16 protein-coding genes and 1 pseudogene are annotated in these 16,183 nt (G+C 72.0%); 6 read left to right on the top strand and 11 right to left on the bottom strand.

What is annotated here, in order from left to right:
* Positions 1-13 precede the first annotated feature (13 nt).
* From N4G63_RS27940 to N4G63_RS27890, 11 genes are all read right to left on the bottom strand, one after another.
* A complete protein-coding gene (locus N4G63_RS27940) occupies positions 14-1,060 on the bottom strand; it encodes a ketopantoate reductase family protein (RefSeq protein ID WP_314600561.1) in 1,047 nt (348 codons plus the stop codon).
* A gap of 14 nt (positions 1,061-1,074) precedes the next feature.
* Positions 1,075-2,064 carry a tripartite tricarboxylate transporter substrate-binding protein gene (locus tag N4G63_RS27935; protein ID WP_314600560.1) on the bottom strand — a complete coding sequence of 330 codons (990 nt, stop codon included), beginning with the start codon at positions 2,062-2,064 and terminating at the stop codon, positions 1,075-1,077.
* Positions 2,065-2,085: 21 nt separating this feature from the next.
* Positions 2,086-2,643: a flavin reductase gene (locus N4G63_RS27930; RefSeq protein ID WP_314600559.1), complete on the bottom strand. Its 558-nt coding sequence runs from the start codon at positions 2,641-2,643 to the stop codon at positions 2,086-2,088.
* Positions 2,644-2,661: 18 nt separating this feature from the next.
* Complete coding sequence (locus tag N4G63_RS27925; RefSeq protein WP_314600558.1) at positions 2,662-3,636, bottom strand: PDR/VanB family oxidoreductase; 975 nt, start codon at positions 3,634-3,636, stop codon at positions 2,662-2,664.
* An 11-nt stretch (positions 3,637-3,647) separates the two neighbouring features.
* The gene (locus N4G63_RS27920) at positions 3,648-4,433 is read right to left on the bottom strand and encodes an SDR family NAD(P)-dependent oxidoreductase (RefSeq protein WP_314600557.1); all 786 of its coding nucleotides are present in this window, start codon (positions 4,431-4,433) and stop codon (positions 3,648-3,650) included.
* 13 nt (positions 4,434-4,446) lie between these two features.
* Positions 4,447-4,923: an aromatic-ring-hydroxylating dioxygenase subunit beta gene (locus N4G63_RS27915; protein WP_314600556.1), complete on the bottom strand. Its 477-nt coding sequence runs from the start codon at positions 4,921-4,923 to the stop codon at positions 4,447-4,449.
* A gap of 139 nt (positions 4,924-5,062) precedes the next feature.
* Complete coding sequence (locus N4G63_RS27910; protein ID WP_314600555.1) at positions 5,063-6,352, bottom strand: aromatic ring-hydroxylating oxygenase subunit alpha; 1,290 nt, start codon at positions 6,350-6,352, stop codon at positions 5,063-5,065.
* A gap of 48 nt (positions 6,353-6,400) precedes the next feature.
* Complete coding sequence (locus N4G63_RS27905) at positions 6,401-6,985, bottom strand: nuclear transport factor 2 family protein (protein ID WP_314600554.1); 585 nt, start codon at positions 6,983-6,985, stop codon at positions 6,401-6,403.
* Between the two features lie 31 nt (positions 6,986-7,016).
* Positions 7,017-7,394: an IacB protein gene (locus N4G63_RS27900; protein WP_314600553.1), complete on the bottom strand. Its 378-nt coding sequence runs from the start codon at positions 7,392-7,394 to the stop codon at positions 7,017-7,019.
* A 134-nt stretch (positions 7,395-7,528) separates the two neighbouring features.
* Positions 7,529-8,788 (bottom strand): acyl-CoA dehydrogenase family protein, encoded by a 1,260-nt coding sequence (locus N4G63_RS27895; RefSeq protein WP_314600552.1) that lies wholly within the window; start codon positions 8,786-8,788, stop codon positions 7,529-7,531.
* Complete coding sequence (locus N4G63_RS27890; protein WP_314600551.1) at positions 8,785-9,981, bottom strand: amidase; 1,197 nt, start codon at positions 9,979-9,981, stop codon at positions 8,785-8,787. The genes N4G63_RS27895 and N4G63_RS27890 overlap by 4 nt, the downstream gene beginning before the upstream one ends.
* Before the next feature lie 422 nt (positions 9,982-10,403).
* On the opposite strand from N4G63_RS27890, the gene N4G63_RS27885 reads away from it, so the two are divergent.
* The 6 genes and pseudogenes from N4G63_RS27885 (at position 10,404) to N4G63_RS27860 (ending at position 16,032) form a co-directional block, all read left to right on the top strand.
* Positions 10,404-11,555 (top strand): ABC transporter substrate-binding protein, encoded by a 1,152-nt coding sequence (locus N4G63_RS27885; protein ID WP_314600550.1) that lies wholly within the window; start codon positions 10,404-10,406, stop codon positions 11,553-11,555.
* Positions 11,556-11,565: 10 nt separating this feature from the next.
* Positions 11,566-12,621, top strand: a complete 1,056-nt coding sequence (locus N4G63_RS27880; RefSeq protein WP_314600549.1) for a branched-chain amino acid ABC transporter permease — start codon at positions 11,566-11,568, stop codon at positions 12,619-12,621.
* Positions 12,621-13,865, top strand: coding sequence for a branched-chain amino acid ABC transporter permease (locus N4G63_RS27875; protein WP_314600548.1), 1,245 nt, complete (start codon positions 12,621-12,623; stop codon positions 13,863-13,865). The genes N4G63_RS27880 and N4G63_RS27875 overlap by 1 nt, the downstream gene beginning before the upstream one ends.
* Positions 13,835-14,647: pseudogene (locus tag N4G63_RS27870) on the top strand (ABC transporter ATP-binding protein); the annotation flags it as partial. The gene N4G63_RS27875 and the pseudogene N4G63_RS27870, both read left to right, overlap by 31 nt.
* Positions 14,644-15,399 (top strand): ABC transporter ATP-binding protein, encoded by a 756-nt coding sequence (locus N4G63_RS27865; RefSeq protein ID WP_314600547.1) that lies wholly within the window; start codon positions 14,644-14,646, stop codon positions 15,397-15,399. The pseudogene N4G63_RS27870 and the gene N4G63_RS27865, both read left to right, overlap by 4 nt.
* Positions 15,400-15,540: 141 nt before the next feature.
* Positions 15,541-16,032, top strand: coding sequence for a MarR family winged helix-turn-helix transcriptional regulator (locus N4G63_RS27860; RefSeq protein ID WP_314600546.1), 492 nt, complete (start codon positions 15,541-15,543; stop codon positions 16,030-16,032).
* Positions 16,033-16,183 lie beyond the last annotated feature (151 nt).

Raw genomic sequence — 16,183 nt, 5'->3', positions numbered from 1 at the left:
GTGGGCGTGGCCGTCATGCCGCGTCGGCCAGGCGGCGCTGCGCATGCCAGGCGGCCTGCGACAGCAGGGTGCGCGTGGCCGGCATCGGCAGCTGGTAGAGGCCGGCCAGCTCGACCACCGCCTCGCCAATGGCGGCCAGCTCCAGCGGCCGGCCACGCTCGAAGTCCTGCAGCATCGAGGTGCGCACCGCGCCCATCGCGGCGCCCAGCTGCACGAACTCGATCGGGTCGATCTCCAGCCGCGCCCCATGTGCGGCGGCCACCAGCAAGGCCTCGTGCATCACCGCGCGCACCGTGTCGAGCAGCACGGGGTCGCTGTAGATCGTGTGCAGCGTGGTGCGCGTCACCACCGACAGCGGGTTGGAGGTGAGGTTGGCCACCAGCTTGGTCCACAGCTTGTCGCGGATGCGTTCCAGCGGCCGCGTGGCGATGCCGGCCGCCTCCAGCATGGCGGCCACGCGGGCCAGGCGCGGGCTCAGGCCGCCGGCGGGCTCGCCCAGCATCAGCAGGTGCGGGTTGCGGGCCTGCACCTGGCCGGGCGATGTGCACTCGGCGGTGATGAACACCACCGCGCCCAGCAGCTGCGGCAGCGGCAGCAGGCGCAGCAGCCGGCCGCCGGGGTCGACCGCCTGCACCGCGCGCCCGTCGAAGCGTCCGCCCTGGCCGTGGAAGAACCAGAAGGGCACGCCGTTGACCAAGGGCAGCACCAGCGTGTGCGGGCCGATGGCCGGCGCCACGGCCTCGGCCAGGGCCAGCAGGTCTTGCGACTTGCTGCACAGCAGCAGCAGGTCGGGCGGGCCGCCTTCGGGCGCGGCGCTCAGCGGTGTGTGCAGCACGCGCAGGCCGGCGCTGTGGTGCCCGGCCGTCACGCGCCAGGTGCCATCCAGGTCGTGCAGCGTGATGCCGTGCTCGCGCAGCGCCTGGGCGCCGCGGCCGCGGGCCAGCAGATCCACCGCATGGCCGGCGGCGGCCAGGCGGGCGGCCAGCAGGCAGCCGATGGCGCCGGCGCCGGCCACCATCACGCGCCAGGGGCCGGGCTTGTCGTTCGGGGTGTCGTTCATCGCGGGCCTGGTTCTCAATCGTCGGCCGAGTAGCCGCTGGCCTTGACGATCGGGCCCCAGCGCTCGAGGTCGGCGCGCACCAGCGCGGCAAAGGCCGGCTGGCCGAGCACCATCGGGTCGAGCGAGAGCTTGTCCAGCAGCGCCAGCATCTCGGCCGATTGCGCGGCCTGGCCGATCTGCTGCACCCACTGCGCCAGCAGCGGCGCGGGCGTGCCGGCCTTCAGGTAGGTGCCGTAGTACACATCGGCGCGAATCTGCGGGTGGCCCAGCTCGGTGAACGTGGGCACCTCGGGCAGGCGGCGCGAGCGCCTGGCGCTGGCGATGGCCAGCACGCGCAGCTTGCCGGTGCTGCCGGCGCCCAGGTGCGGCATGGCCAGGCTCATCGAGGTGACGGTGGCGGCGATCTGCCCGCCCATCACGTCCTGCACCGCTGCGGCGCCGCCGCGGTGCGGCACATGCAGCAGGTCCACCTGGCTGGCATGGGCCAGCTGGCTGCCGACGAAGTGCATGGTGGTGCCCGCGGCGGCCGTGGTGTAGCTGGCGTCCTTGGGGTGCTGGCGGCACCAGGTCAGAAAGTCGGCCAGGGTCTTCACGCTGGCCGGCACCATCGGCCCCACCGCCAGGCCCACCGGCTCGCTGGCGATGGGCAGCAGCGGCAGCACATCGGCGGTGGTGCTGTAGGCGATGTGGCGAAAGACATGCGGGTAGATCGTGAGGATCGGGTCGGCCGAGACCATCACGGTGCGGCCATCGGCCGGCGCGGCCTTGAGCTCGGCCACCGCCAGGCGGCCGCCGGCGCCGGGCTTGTTCTCGACGATCAGCGGCTCGGCGCCCGCCGGCAGGCGCTGCTGCAGCGCGCGCGCCAGCACATCGGCCGTGCCACCGGGCGGAAATCCCACCAGCAGCCGGGTGCTGTGGCGGGTGGCCTGGGCGCTGGCGCCGCCGGCACACAGCGGGCCCAGGGCCAGCAGGCCGGCGGCCAGGGCAAGACGACGATCGGGCATGCGGTTTCTCCGGTGGGTCAGTCAGGCAGGCTGGGTGGCGGGGCTGGACGCGCCCAATGCGTGATAGCGACGGCCGAAGTAGGCCAGGCCCTCGTGGCTGGCGCCGGCATCGGCCAGGCGCACCTCGCCCAGCTCGACGATGAAGATGCTGTGCGTGCCCACCTCGTGGGTGGCGGCGATGCGGCCGTCGAGCTGCACCAGCGCGCCATCGAGCCCCGGGGCGCCGCTGGCGCAGGCCTGCCAGGGCGTGCGCGCGAAGCGCTGGTCCATCGCCACTTCGCGGTTGGCGAACAACGCCGACAAGTCCTGCTGCGCCGCACTGAGCACGTTGATGCACAGCACGCCATTGCCGGCAAAAAAGCGGTGCGCAAACGAGCTGCGGTTCATGCACACCAGCACCGTGGGCGGCGAGTCGCTGACGCTGCACACCGCCGAGGCGGTGAAGCCCGCGGCGCCGGCCGGGCCGTTGGTGGTGATCACGGTGACGGCGCCGGGCAGGCGCGCCAGGCCATCGCGGAAGGCGGTGCTGGACACCGGGCTGAAGTGGGCGGCAGCGGCCGCGGCGGAAGACGGGTTCATCGCAGGCTTTCTTGGCGATCAGAGATCGAGAACCAGGCGCGGGCTGCGGGCCCGCGAGCAGCACACCAGGATCTGGTCGTTCGCGGCGCGCTCCTCGTCGGTGAGGTAGGCGTCGCGGTGCTCGGGCTCGCCTGCCAGCACGGTGCAGGCGCAGGTGCCGCACACGCCCTGCTCGCACGAGACGCTGACGTGGATGCCCACGCCGCGCAGCGCCGCCAGCAGGCTTTGCGTGGCGCCCACCTGCACCGTCTTGCCGCTGCGGCGCAGCTCGATCTCGAAGGCCTGGTCACCGCCGGCCGGGGCGGCCGTGGCCGGGGCACCGAAGTACTCGCGGTGGCGCTGGGCCTCGCTCAGGCCGGCGGCGGCGGCCTCGGCCAGCACCCAGTCCATGAAGCCTGAGGGGCCGCACACATAAACATGGCGGCCGGCCGGTGCGCCGGCCAGCACGGCGCGCGGCTGCAGCGCCGCGGCCGCGCCCTCGTCGTCGAAATGCAGCTGCACGCGCGCGGCCCAGGGCGCGCTGGCCAGATCCTGCAGAAAGGCGGCCTGGGCGCGGCTGCGGGCGCAGTAGTGCAGCTCGAAGCTGGCGCCCAGCGCATGCAGGCGCCAGGCCATGGCCAGCATCGGCGTGATGCCGATGCCGCCACCCACCAGCACGCTGTGCGGCGCATCTTCCACCAGCGCAAACAGGTTGCGCGGGGCGCCGATGGCCAGGCGCGCACCGTCCACCAGCAGGTGCTGGTGCACGGCCACCGAGCCGCCGCGCGAGGCCGGGTCTTTCAGCACGCCCAGGCGGTAGCGGCGGGTGTCGGCGGGGTCGCTGCACAGCGAGTAGGGCCGCACCAGGCCGCCGGGCAGGTGCAGGTCGACATGGGCGCCGGCACTGAAGGCCGGCAGCGCACGGCCCTGGGCATCTTCCAGCGTGAAGACGGCCACGCCCTGGCCCTGCAGGCTGGGCTGGCGCACGATGACATCGAGGAGTTCGGGGATCATGGACAGTGCCTTCAGCGCATGAACAGGCCGCCGTTGAGATCCCACGCGGCGCCGGTGACCGAGGCCGCGGCCTCGTCGGCCAGCAGCAGCACGGCGCGGGCGATGAAACGCGCATCGCCCAGGCGCTGCACGGGAATGGTCTGCACGATCTGGGCAAGCCGGTCGGCCGGCACCATGGCGTGCACCGAGGGCAGGTCCAGCGGGCCCGGGGCCACGGCGTTCACCGTGACGCCCTGCCCGGCCAGCGCACGGGCAAAGACCTTGGTCAGCGCCAGGATGCCGGCCTTGCTGGCGGCGTAGTGCGCGCCCGAGGCCGTGCCGCCGTTCTGCCCGGCCAGCGAGGCCACGTTGACGATGCGGCCGAAGCCCGCCGCCGCCATGGCCGCGCCCAGCACCTGGCAAGCCAGGAAGCAGCCGCGCAGGTTCACATCGCTCACGCGGCTGAATTCCTCGGGGCTGATCTGCATCACCGGCGTGGTGAGGGTCAGCGCGGCGTTGTTCACCAGCACGCGCGGCGTGCCCCAGCCGCCTTCGTGCAGATGGGCCAGCGCGGCCTCGAAGTGCGCCTTGTGCAGCACATCCAGCGCCAGGCCGCGGGCCGTGCGGCCGCTGGCATCCAGCGCGGCGGCGGCGGCCTGGGCGGCGGCCGCGTCGCGGTCGGTCAGCAGCACGCGGTGGCCGGCGGCATGCAGCTCGCTGGCGATGGCCAGGCCCAGGCCGGCGGCAGCGCCGGTGACGAGGGCGACCGGGGCGGCGGTGGCCGCCGTGGGTGCAGCGGTGGGTGCGGCGGTGTTCATCGCAAGGCCCCGCTCAGACGATGAAGCCGATGCCGGCCAGCGCATCGGTGGCGTTCACCAGGCGCAGCACCTTGCGCTGGATGCGCCAGCCCTCGCCGTTGCGCAGCAGGGTCCAGGTGACATCGGCGGTGTACTGGTGGAAGCCGGTCTTGCGGAACTCGCGCAGGTCTTGCGCGCCGCGCAGCGTGACCACCTCGCCCTGCTCGGCCAGCACACGCAGCCGCGACACGCTGCGCACGGTGCGCGCCATCGGCTGGGTGGACACCGATTCGCCGCTCACCAGCCGCGCCACGCGGGCCGCGCGCATGGCGTCGTTGTCGTTGGCGTAGTTGAGGGTGTTGTCGAAGTCGGTGGTGTCGGGGTCGATCGGCACGATGTACTGGCCGCCGGGCGCCCAGAGGTCCAGCCAGGCGGCGTACTCGCCGTGGTCGAGCATGTCGGCCTCGGCCCAGACGAAGGCGGTGAGGCTGTGGAGGAGGGGCAGGTTCATGAGGGGAATCCGGAGGGTTGTGTCGGCGGGAACAAACGCTGCAGGAAGCGTCGCGAGCGGGCTCAGGGTGCTTCGAGCAGCGCAGCCGTACACCCGTACGGCGAGCAGCGCAGGGCCGCCCTGTGCTCGCGCAGCAGCGTCATGCGCCGTTTGTCATCAGCTTTTTCCACTGCCGGTAGGCGGCGCGCATGCCGGTCTCGGCGCTCACGTCGCTGGCCTTGCCGTCGGCGGTGAGGCGCTCGCCGGGCAGGCCGCGGTTGACCATGATCCAGAGGTCTTGCCCGGCCTTGGCGCCCTGCTGCACGCGCTCCCAGGCCTCGCTGTCGTCGGGCGTGCCAAAGCCCATCGGGCCCTGGAAATGCTCGTGCAGGCGCAGCCGCGCCTGGTTGCACACGGCCGGGCCGCCGTCCATCACGATGGCCGCATGGTGGATCTCGGTCTCGGTCACCGACACCGGCTGCAGCACCCGGAAGAAGGCCATCGAGCAGGCCACGTTGGGAAACAGGTTCAGGTTGAAGCCGGTGCCGCCCACGGCGCGCACCAGGCGGCGCACGGCGGGCTCGTCATGGCCTTCGTCGCGCAGCGCCTGGGCCAGCTCGGCAAAGCGCTCGGGGATGGGCGCATCGAGATTGGCGTCCAGATCCACCAGCGAAGGAATCATCACCATCACGCTGTGGCCGTTGCCGAGGTCTTCCACATAGCCCGGGCCCTTGACGAAGTCGAAGACCTGCTTGGTCTCTTCGTCGATGGAGCTCAGGAAGCTCTTGTGCACCAGCGGAAAGTGGTAGGCGTCGGTGGTGTTCTCGAGCTGGATCTTCCAGTTGCCGGGGAAGCGGAAGCGGTGCTCGCCGGCCACCTTGACCGGGTAGCCGCCGGCCTGCTTCATGAACAGGTCGATCCACTTCCTGGCCGGGCCCAGCCAGTCGGCCAGGGGCTCGAGATCGTCGCGGAAGGTGGCGAAGACCATGCCGTTGTAGCTTTCCACGCGCAGGCTCACCAGCGGCAGCTCGGCCTTGTCGAGGCAGTCGCCATAGCTCTCGGGGTGCGGCACGCCGCGCAACTGGCCATCCAGCGCATAGGCCCAGCCGTGGTACGGGCACACGAAGCTGGCGGCCTTGCCCTTCTTGTGCTCGCACACGGTGGCGGCACGGTGGCGGCAACGGTTGAGCAGCACATGGATCTGGTTCTTGCGGTCGCGGCTGACGATCACCGGCTCCATGCCCACCCAGTGGGTCTTGAAGCTGCCGGGCTCGGGCAGCTCGCTCTCGTGCGCCACCCACACCCAGCAGTGGCGGAAGATCTTGTCCATCTCGGCGTCGAAGATCGCCGGGTCGGTGTACAGCGAGGTGTGCACGCGGTCGTCGCGCACCAGGTCGGCGGGGTCGCGGCCAGGGCGCACGAAGTGGATCGGGGCGGTCGGGGCGTTCATGGCGTGGGGCTTCCGTGGGGGGCGTTCGGTCAAATGGGCTCGGTCGCGTCAGTCGCGCATGGCATCCGGCGCGGGCACCGGCAGCGCGGCGTCGCTGTGCCAGGTGCTCACCGGGCGGCTGAGCAGGTTCTCGGTCTCGAAGCGGGCGATGCGCCAGCGGCCATCGGCGCCGCGCTGCATCTGCAGGCTCAGGCGCGCGGCGTTGAGGTGCGCGCCGCCGGCCGAGAAGCTGGAGGTCTGCAGCATCAGCCAGGCGGCCTCGGCGCTGTGCGGGCCGGTGGGCCGGATCTGCTCGCTGGTGAGGAAATGGGCGTTGAAGGCGAAGTGCGGCGCACGCGCCGGCTGCTCGCCGGCCAGGCTGCCGCGGTAGCGGCCCAGCATGGCCACGATGGCGTCGCGGCCCTGGTGGCCGCCAAAGCTGGCGCCGTAGCGCGCGCCCTTGCCGGCCCACAGCGCATCCTCGGTGAAGCAGTCACCCAGCGCGTGCATCGGCGTGTGGGCGTCGAGGTGGTCGCACAGGTCCATGTAGCGCAGCACGCAGTCGCGGATGGCCTGGGTATCCTCGAAGCGCTGCAGTCGCGCTTCCAGGTCGGCCAGGCGCTGCAGCAGATCGTCGGGCGGCAGGGTGTGCATGGTGGCTGTGGCGCCAGCGTTGCGCAGGCGCTCAGGCCGCAGCCGGGGCGGGCGGCAGCAGGTTGGCCGGCACCACCAGTTCGCGGCCCATGCGGGCCTCGATGCGGGCGTACTTCCACAGCTTGTAGGGCCCGTCGCCCACCACGATGGTGCGAAACAGGTTGCAGGCCGCATGCACCGTGGCCTGGTCGGGCACATCGGCCAGCACATAGCAGGTCCAGGGCCAGCCGGTGCTGGGGCCGACCATGCTCTGGTCGTCGTCCATGTTGCCCAGCACCGTGACGCCGGGCAGCGCGGCAATGCCGTTCATCATGCTGCCGAAGGCCAGCCACACGGCCTTGGCCTCGTCGGGGGCGGCGTTGAAGAAGTTCTGGTTGATGCCGATGCAGAACAGCGTGCGGATGGACATGACGTCTTTCCTTGAGAAACGAGAAGGTGTTGAAGGACGGAAACCCAGCCCAGCGGCAAGCGCAGAACCGGCTTTGCCGGGCTGCTGCTGGCGCCCCCTTGAGGGGGAGCGGCGCAGCCGCTTCCGGGGGTGGGCTACAGATAGCCAGGCAGCGGCGGCAGACCGAACAACATGGCCCCGGCGTTCTGGTAGGTGATGTCGCCCATGAAGGCGTGCTGGGTCAGCACCTGCACGTCGCGCACCTGCTGCGATATCGGGCAGTCGTGGTACACGCCGGTCATGCCGGTCTGCATCTGGATGGCGCGTGCCACCTCGGCGCTCACCCGCGCGGCGTGCGTGGCCGACAGGCGCAGCAGGCTGGTCTGCTCGGCACTGACCTCGCCGCCGGCCAGCAGCGTGGCCCAGGCGCTGTCGATGGCCTCGTAGAAGAAGGCGCGCGCGGCGCGCAGCTGGGCCTCGGCGCGGGCCAGCTCGATCTGGGTTTGCGGCCGGTCGGCCAGGCGCGGCGCGCCGGTCACCGAGACCCGGCCGGCGGCCATGGCGCGCAGTTCTTCGATGGCGCCGCGGGCAATGCCCAGCCCCACCACCGCCAGCACCTGCGCCGCGAACGACAGCGTCGGGTAGCGGAACATCGGCTCGGGCCGCAGCGAGCGGCTGCCGCGCACAAAGGTCCAGGCCTCGGGCACCTGCACACGCTGCACCACGATGTCGTGGCTGCCGGTGCCCACCAGGCCGGTGACGTTCCAGGTGCGCTCGATCTGCACCTGGGCGCGCGGCATCACGGCCATGCGCGGCAGGCCGGTCTTGTCGCCTTCCAGCGGGGCGATGCCCACGCCGATGACATCGGCGCCGGTGCAGCCGCTGCTCCAGGCCCAGCGGCCGCTGACCTCGTAGCCGCCGTCCACGCGCGGTGCCTTCTGCGGCGGGAAGATGCCGCCGGCAAACACCACGTCGGGGCCGTTGGCGTACACCTGGGCCAGGGTGTCGGGCGGCAGCGCCGCCAGGTAGGTCACGCCCATGCCGAAGCTGGCCACCCAGCCGGCCGAGCCATCGGCGCCGGCAATGCGCTCGATCAGCTCGCAAAAGGCGCGCGGGCCCCATTCCAGCCCGCCCAGTGCCCGCGGCACCAGCGCGCGGTAGACACCCAGGGCCTTGAAGCGCGCCACGATGTCCTCGGGCATCTGGTGCGCGCGGGTGAACTCTTCGCGGCGGGTGCGCAGCTCGGCCAGCAGCGCGGCAAGCAAGGCCTCGTCGGGCGCGCCGTGGCCGGCCGCTGGCGCGGCCGCAGCGTTGGCGTTGGCGTGGACAGCGAGCGCGGGCGCTGCTGCGGCGGCGCGTGCGGGCCCGCTGGCGGCATCGTCGAGCGGTGAGCGGGCCAGGGTGGTGGCGGTCATTGGGTGGCTCCAGAGACGGCGCGCAGGCCCAGGCGCTCGGTCAGCGCCTGCGCTGCGGCGCACAGGGTTTCGTCATCGCCATGGCGGCCCACCAGCTGCAGGCCCACCGGCAGCCCGTCGGCGCGGTTCAGCGGCAGGCTGATGGCCGGATGGCCCGTCAGGTTGAAGGGCCGCACCAGGCGGGTCATGGCCACGGCGGCCAGGGTGTCGGCGGCATCGGCCAGGCGCGGCGGCGGGCTGGCCAGCGTGGGCAGGGCCAGCACGGTGCAGTGCTGCAGCGCGGCGTCGACCTCGGCGCTGAACACGCGTCGCAGCGCCTCGGCCGCGGCCACCTCGTCATCGCGGGTGTGGCTGGCGCGCTCCAGGCGCAAGGCCACATCGGCGCCCACGCGGCCGCTGCGCCACAGGTGCTGGCAGGCGGCCCAGGTCTCGCGCTGGATGATCTTCAGCCCGGCCTCGTAGGCGGCGTCAAAGCCCGACAGCTGCACCGGCCGCACCGGCTGGCCGGCGCGGGCCAGCGCGGTGGTGACGGCATCGCGCGCGGCGGCGTCGGCGGCCACATCCACCAGGCCGATGCGCCAATCGGCGGGCAGCGCGGGCAGGTCACCGAAGCCGGGGCACAGCGCCTGCATCGCGGCCACCAGCGTGGCCATGTCGGCGGCGAAGGGACCCACGCAGTCCAGGCTGCTGCGGGCCGGCATCACGCCGGCGCGGCTGACGCGGCCGAAGCTGGGCTTCAGGCCGAACACGCCGCAGCAGGCGGCCGGCGTGCGCACCGAGCCGCCGGTGTCGGTGCCCAGCGCCAGCGCCACGGCGCCCGAGGCCACCGCCACGGCCGAGCCGCTGGACGAGCCGCCCGGCACGCGCTCGGGCCAGGCCGGGTTCAGCGGCGTGCCGGCATGGTGGTTGATGCCGGTGGTGCCGAAGGCCAGCTCATGCAGCGTGGTCTTGCCCAGCAGCTGCCAGCCGGCGTCCACCAGGCGCTGCACCACCTCGGCATGGTGGGTGGCGGGCGCGGCATCGGCCAGTGCGGCGCTGCCGGCGCGGGTGGGCTGGCCGGCCACGTCCAGCGTGTCCTTCACCACGAAGGCAGGGCCGCTGGCCGCGGCCGCGCTGGCCCTGGCGCCAGGCGGCAAGGCCGCCACCAGGCAGTGCGGCGGAAACGGGTGGGTGGATGGCGTGGACGCGTTCATGGTGGATTAGGTTGCGGCGCCCTGGGCACCTGGCATGGGCCGGACGATAGGCTGAAGAAACGTGAAACGTCAACTAAATATCCGAGGCTTTTGTCTGATCAATTCCGGTGCCTGAAATGCACGCAAGGCTTTGATTTGGGGCAAACCACACCATGCTGGTGAATGTTTTCCCTGCAGAATCGGCTGAAGCGAGGAGATCGGGCGCTCATGGTGCCCGCTGATTCGGCCGCTTGATGCGCTTGTTCTTCCTCTGACAAATCGTGAAAGTGAACGCTTTGAATGATGGAAGTTGGCATGAAGTCTGCAAAGCCGGAGCGGTGCGGCACCGCCTGGCCTGGCGTGCTGCCGACAACAGCCCCGCTGCCGCCATGTCCCCACGTCCACCCGCCAACCGCGCGACTTCCGCGCCTGGAGTAGCCCCGATGCGCAAGCCCACCTTCCTCGCCACCACGGCCCTGCTGGCCGGCCTGCTGGCCGCCACCGCCAGCCAGGCCCAGATCAAGATCGGTGTCGTGTCCTCGTCCACCGGGCCGGTGGCCCTGGTCGGCATTCCGCAGAAAAACAGCGTGCCGCTGCTGCCCACCCAGGTGGCCGGCCAGACGGTGACCTACATCGCGCTGGACGACGGCAGCGACCCCACGGCCTCGGTGTCGGCCTTCAAGAAGCTGATCAACGAGGAGAAGGTCGACGCCATCGTCGGCCCCAGCGGCTCGCCCAATGCGATGGGCGTGATCCAGTTTGCCGCCGAGGCCGGTGTGCCGATGCTGGCGCCGGTGGGTACCGCGGCCGTGGTGCTGCCGATGGACGACAAGAAGAAGTGGGTGTTCAAGACCACGCAGAACGACGACATCATCTGCGCCGCCCTGGTCGAGCACATGAAGAAGGCCGGCGTGAAGACCCTGGGCCTGATCGGCACCGCCGACCCCTATGGCGACAACTGGAAGAAGGTGACCGAAGAGCTGGCCGCCAAGGCCGGCATCAAGCTGATCGCGGCCGAGCGCTTTGCGCGGCAGGACACCTCGGTCACCGCGCAGTCGCTCAAGCTGCTGGCGGCCCGGCCCGATGCGGTGCTGGTGGCCGCGCCCGGCAGCTCGGCGGTGATGCCGCACACCACGCTGGTGGACCAGGGCTACAAGGGCCAGATCTACCAGACCCACGGCGCCGCGCTGCCCGACTTCTTGAAGCTGGGCGGCAAGAAGGTGGAAGGCACCATCCTGGCCGCCAGCGCGATGCTGGTGCTCGACCAGGTGCCCGACAGCCACCCCACCAAGAAGATCGCCAGCGCCTACATCGCCGCCTACGAGAAGCTCAATGGCAGCAAGCCGGCCACTTTTGGCGCCAATGTGTATGACGCCGGCCTGCTGCTGCAGGCCGCCATTCCGCAGGCGCTGAAGGCCGGCAAGCCGGGCACGGCGGCCTTTCGGGCCGGCCTGCGCGATGCGCTGGAGGGCATCAAGGAGCTGCCGGCCACGCAGGGCGTCTACACCTTGTCGGCGGCCGACCACAGCGGCTTCGACACCCGCGGCCGCGAGCTGATCACCGTGAAGAACGGTCAGTGGACGCTGGTCAAGTAAGGGGCATGCGGTGAACCTGCAGATTGCCCTGCTGCTGGGCCAGGACGGCCTGACCAGCGGCGCCATCTACGCGCTGCTGGCGCTGGCCATCGTGCTGGTGTTCACCGTCACGCGCGTGATGCTGGTGCCGCAAGGCGAGTTCGTGACCTTCGGCGCCATGACCATGGCCGCGCTGCAGGCCGGCCAGCCGGCGCTGCTGGCCTGGCTGCTGCTGGGTGCGGCGGCGCTGCATTGGCTGCTGGGCCTGGTGAGTGCCTGGCGCCAGCGCGGGCCCGATGGTGCGCGGCGCTGGCCGGCCGCCTTGGGCTGGCGCGCGCTGCTGTGGCCGGCCTGGGCCCTGGCCCTGCTGGCGCTGGCGCCGCTGGTGAGCGGTGCGCAGCAGCCGGCGCTGCTGCAGGTGCTCTACACGCTGGCGCTGATCGTGCCGATGGGGCCGCTGATGTACGACCTGTGCTTCAAGCCCGTGGCCAGCGCGCATGCGCTGGTGCTGCTGATCGTGTCGATCGCGGTGCATGTGCTGCTGGTGGGCCTGTCGCTGCTGATGTTCGGCGCCGAGGGCGCGCGCACCCAGCCCTTCAGCGAGGCCGGCTTCGAGATCGGCCCGGTGATGCTCAACAGCCAGACGCTGTGGGTGCTGGCGGCCTCGCTGGCCATCATCGGCGGGCTGTGGCTGTTCTTCGAGCGCACGCTGTCGGGCAAGGCACTGCGCGCCACCGCCATCAGCCGCCTGGGCGCCGAGCTGATGGGCATCTCGCCCACCACCGCCGGCCGCGCCAGCATGGGCCTGGCGGCGGCCATCGGTGCGCTGTCGGGTGTGCTGATCGCACCGATCACCACGCTGTACTACGACTCGGGCTTCATCATCAGCCTGAAGGGTTTCGTCGGCGCCGTGGTGGGCGGCCTGGCCAGCTACCCGGTGGGCGCCGCGGGCGCGCTGGCGGTGGGCCTGGTCGAGTCGTTCTCGACCTTCTGGGCCAGCGCCTACAAGGAGGTGCTGGTGTTCACCTTGATCCTGCCGGTGCTGCTGTGGCGCTCGCTGACCACCCACCACCACGAGGAAGAGTGATGACCGACCTGAGCAATACCCTGGCGGCGCCGCAAGCGGTGGCCACCGCCGTGGCGGCCGGCACCGGCCTGCCGCAGGCGCTGCAGCGCCGGGCCGGGTGGCGCGCGCCGCTGGCGGTGCTGGCCATCCTGGCCTTTGTGTCCGTGGGCCCCTGGCTCAGCGTGTTCCAGCTCACGCTGTTGAACCAGATCGGCCTGGCCGCGCTGGTGGTGCTGGGCCTGGTGCTGCTGACCGGCGTGGCCGGCATGACCAGTTTCGGCCAGGCGGCCTTCGTGGGCATTGGCGCCTATGCCTGCGCCTGGCTCACGCTGGGCCAGGGCCTGCCCGCCTGGCTGGCGCCGCTGGCCGGCTCGCACTGGGCGGCGCTGGGCCTGGGCCTGGTGGTCACGCTGGGGGTGTCGCTGGCGCTGGGCGCGGTCACGCTCAAGCTGTCGGGCCACTACCTGCCGCTGGGCACCATCTGTTGGGGCCTGGCGCTGTATGCGCTGTTCGGCACCAGCGAGGCGCTGGGCACGCACACCGGCCTGTCGGGCCTGCCGCCGCTGCAGCTGCTGGGCTGGCGTCTCGATCAACCGGGCCAGATGTTCGTGCTGATCTGGGCGCTGCTGTTCGTGACCATGCTGGGCGTGCACTGCCTGCTCGATTCACGCACGGGCCGGGCCATTCGCGCGCTCAATGGCGGCCAGGCCATGGCGGCCTCGATGGGCGTGCCGGTGCTGCGCATGAAGATGGCGGCCTTCACGCTGTCGGCGCTGCTGGCCTGCCTGTCGGGCTGGCTGTATGCCTGCAACCAGCGTTTCGTCAGCCCGGCGCCGTTCAGCCTGGGCGCCGGCATCGACTACCTGTTCATGGCGCTGATCGGTGGCGTGGGCCAGCTGTGGGGCGCCATTGCCGGCGCCGCCGTGGTGACGCTGGCACGCGATGCGCTGCAAGACCAGCTGCCGCGCCTGCTGGGCCGCAGCGGCAACTACGAGGCCATCGTGTTTGCGCTGTGCGTGGTGCTGCTGATGCAGCGTGCACCGGGTGGCCTGTGGGCTGCCGTGCGGCGCTGGCGGCTGGCACGCCGCCAGGCGGCGCGCGGCGCGGCCGGCGCCCAAGGCACTGCCCAGGCCGATGGCCGGGCCACCGGCCACGGCACCGAGGCCGGCGAGATGGCCTCGGTGGCCGCGGCGGCGGCGGCGGCGGCGGTGGCCCCGCCACGCGCCGTGGCCGGCGGCCGGCCCGCCCTGCCCGCCGCCCCCTGACCCGCCGCCGCCTGCCCGGCGCCGGCCAGGCCGTGCTGGAGGTGCGCGACCTGACCCGCCGCTTCGGCGGCCTGGTGGCCAACCGCGACATCAGCCTGACACTGCATGCCGGCGAGATCCTGGCGGTGATCGGCCCCAATGGCGCGGGCAAGAGCACGCTGTTCAACCAGCTCTCCTGCGTGGACCGGCCCAGCGCCGGCGAGGTGCGCTTTCTCGGCCGCAGCGTGGCCGGCTGGACGCCGCAGCGCGTGGCCGCGGCCGGCCTGGCGCGCACCTTCCAGCATGTGAAGCTGCTGCCGACGATGAGCGTGCTCGACAACGTGGCCATCGGTGCCCACCTGCGCGGCCGGCGCGGCCTGCTGGCCAGCCTGCTGCGGCTGGACCGGGCCGAAGAGGCGCGCCTGCTGGCCGAGGCTCGCCGCCAGCTGGAGCGCGTGGGCCTGGGCGCCTTGGCCGATGCCGAGGCAGGCAGCCTGGCGCTGGGCCAGCAGCGCCTGCTGGAGATTGCCCGCGCGCTGTGCGCCGACCCCGCGGTGCTGCTGCTCGACGAGCCCGCCGCCGGCCTGCGCCATCTGGAAAAGCAGGCGCTCGCCGAGCTGCTGCGCCGCCTGCGTGCCGAGGGCATGGCCGTGCTGCTGGTGGAGCACGACATGGACTTCGTGATGAACCTGGTGGACCGCGTGGCCGTGGTGGTGTTCGGCGAGAAGATCGCCGAAGGCCTGCCGGCCGAGGTGCAGGCCAATCCCCAGGTGCTGGAAGCCTATCTGGGAGCCGGACTGTGAACGCCAACGCACTGCTGAGCATCGAGGGCCTGTCGGTGGCCTACGGCAAGATCGAGGCGGTCAGCGAGGTGTCGCTGACGCTGAATGCCGGCGAGATCGTCACCGTGGTCGGCCCCAATGGCGCCGGCAAGAGCACGCTGCTGGGCGCCGCGATGGGCGTGTTGCCGCCGCGGCGCGGCCGCATCTGCGTGGCCGGTGAAGACCTGGCTGCGCAGGGCGTCGGCCACCGCGTGGCGCGCGCCGTGGCCCTGGTGCCCGAGACCCGCGCGCTGTTTGCCAGCATGAACGTGGAAGACAACCTGCGCCTGGGCGGCTACCGCCTGCGCGGCGAGGCGGCGCGCACCCAGGCCGAGACGCTGGACTGGGTGTACGGCCTGTTCCCGCGGCTGAAGGAGCGGCGCGCGCAGCAGGCGGCCACGCTGTCGGGCGGCGAGCGCCAGATGCTGGCCCTGGGCCGCGCCCTGATGGGCCGGCCGCGCCTGCTGATGCTCGACGAACCCAGCCTGGGCCTGGCGCCGCTGATCGTGCGCGACATCTTCCGCATCCTGGGCGAGCTGCGGCGCCAGGGCGTGTCGATCCTGCTGGTCGAGCAGAACGCGCGCGCCGCGCTGCAGCTGGCCGACCGCGCCTATGTGCTCGAGCTGGGCCGCGTGTCGATGTCGGGCCCGGCCGACGAGCTGGCGCGCGACCCGCGCATCGTCGAGGCCTACCTGGGCCTGCACGGCCAGCACCAGGCGCTGTTGTCCACCTGATCCGCCGCGCCATCGCGGCCGCGCCGCCTGGCCGGCCGGGCGGGCGGCTAACATGGCGCTGCGCCCGGCCCGCCGGGTGCCTGCCCGCCGCCGCCGCCCGTTTCTCCAGCCCCTTTTTTGCGACTGCCATCGCCCGGCCCCATGGTGCTCCGCTTCGATCCCACCCAGCCCGAGTTCGTCAAGGAGGAGTTCCCGTTCTACTGGCTGGCGCGGGTGCATGGCGTCTACACCCTCGAGATGGAGAAGGCGCTCAAGCCGGTGGGCCTGGACATCCCCTCGTGGCGCACGCTGATGATCCTGAACGAGCGCGGCAGCAGCAGCGTGTCCGAGATCTCGCTGCACGCCATCGCCAAGCTGTCCACCGTGACCAAGCTGGTCTACCGCATGAAGGGCGAGGGCCTGGTCGACACCTCCACCTCCGATCAGGACGCCCGCGTCACCGTGGTGCACCTCACCGACCTGGGCCGCCAGGCGATCGAGCGCAGCCAGCTGGCCACGCGCCACATCTTCGTGCGCAGCTTCCATGGCCTGACGCCGCTGCAGATGCGCAAGCTCAACGAGTCGCTGCACCAGATCCTGGACAACCTCTCGCCCCGCCACGCCGACCTGGCCACCGGGCGCGAGCCGCGCTGAGATGCACTGAGGCGCACTGAGGCGCGCCTGCCCGCACCCGAGCGGGCCAGGTCAGGGCCAGCGCAACAGGGGCAACACAGGGCCAGCACAGGGCCAGGATAGGGCCGCTGCCGAGGCCGCCACAGAGGCTTGGTGTTAGCGTAGCTCATGC

It is taken from the genome of Aquabacterium sp. OR-4 (genome assembly GCF_025290835.2).
Lineage (GTDB): Bacteria > Pseudomonadota > Gammaproteobacteria > Burkholderiales > Burkholderiaceae_C > Pseudaquabacterium.
The sequence above is the reverse complement of the archived record's forward strand: the minus strand, read 5'-3'. Positions and strand labels throughout refer to the sequence as shown.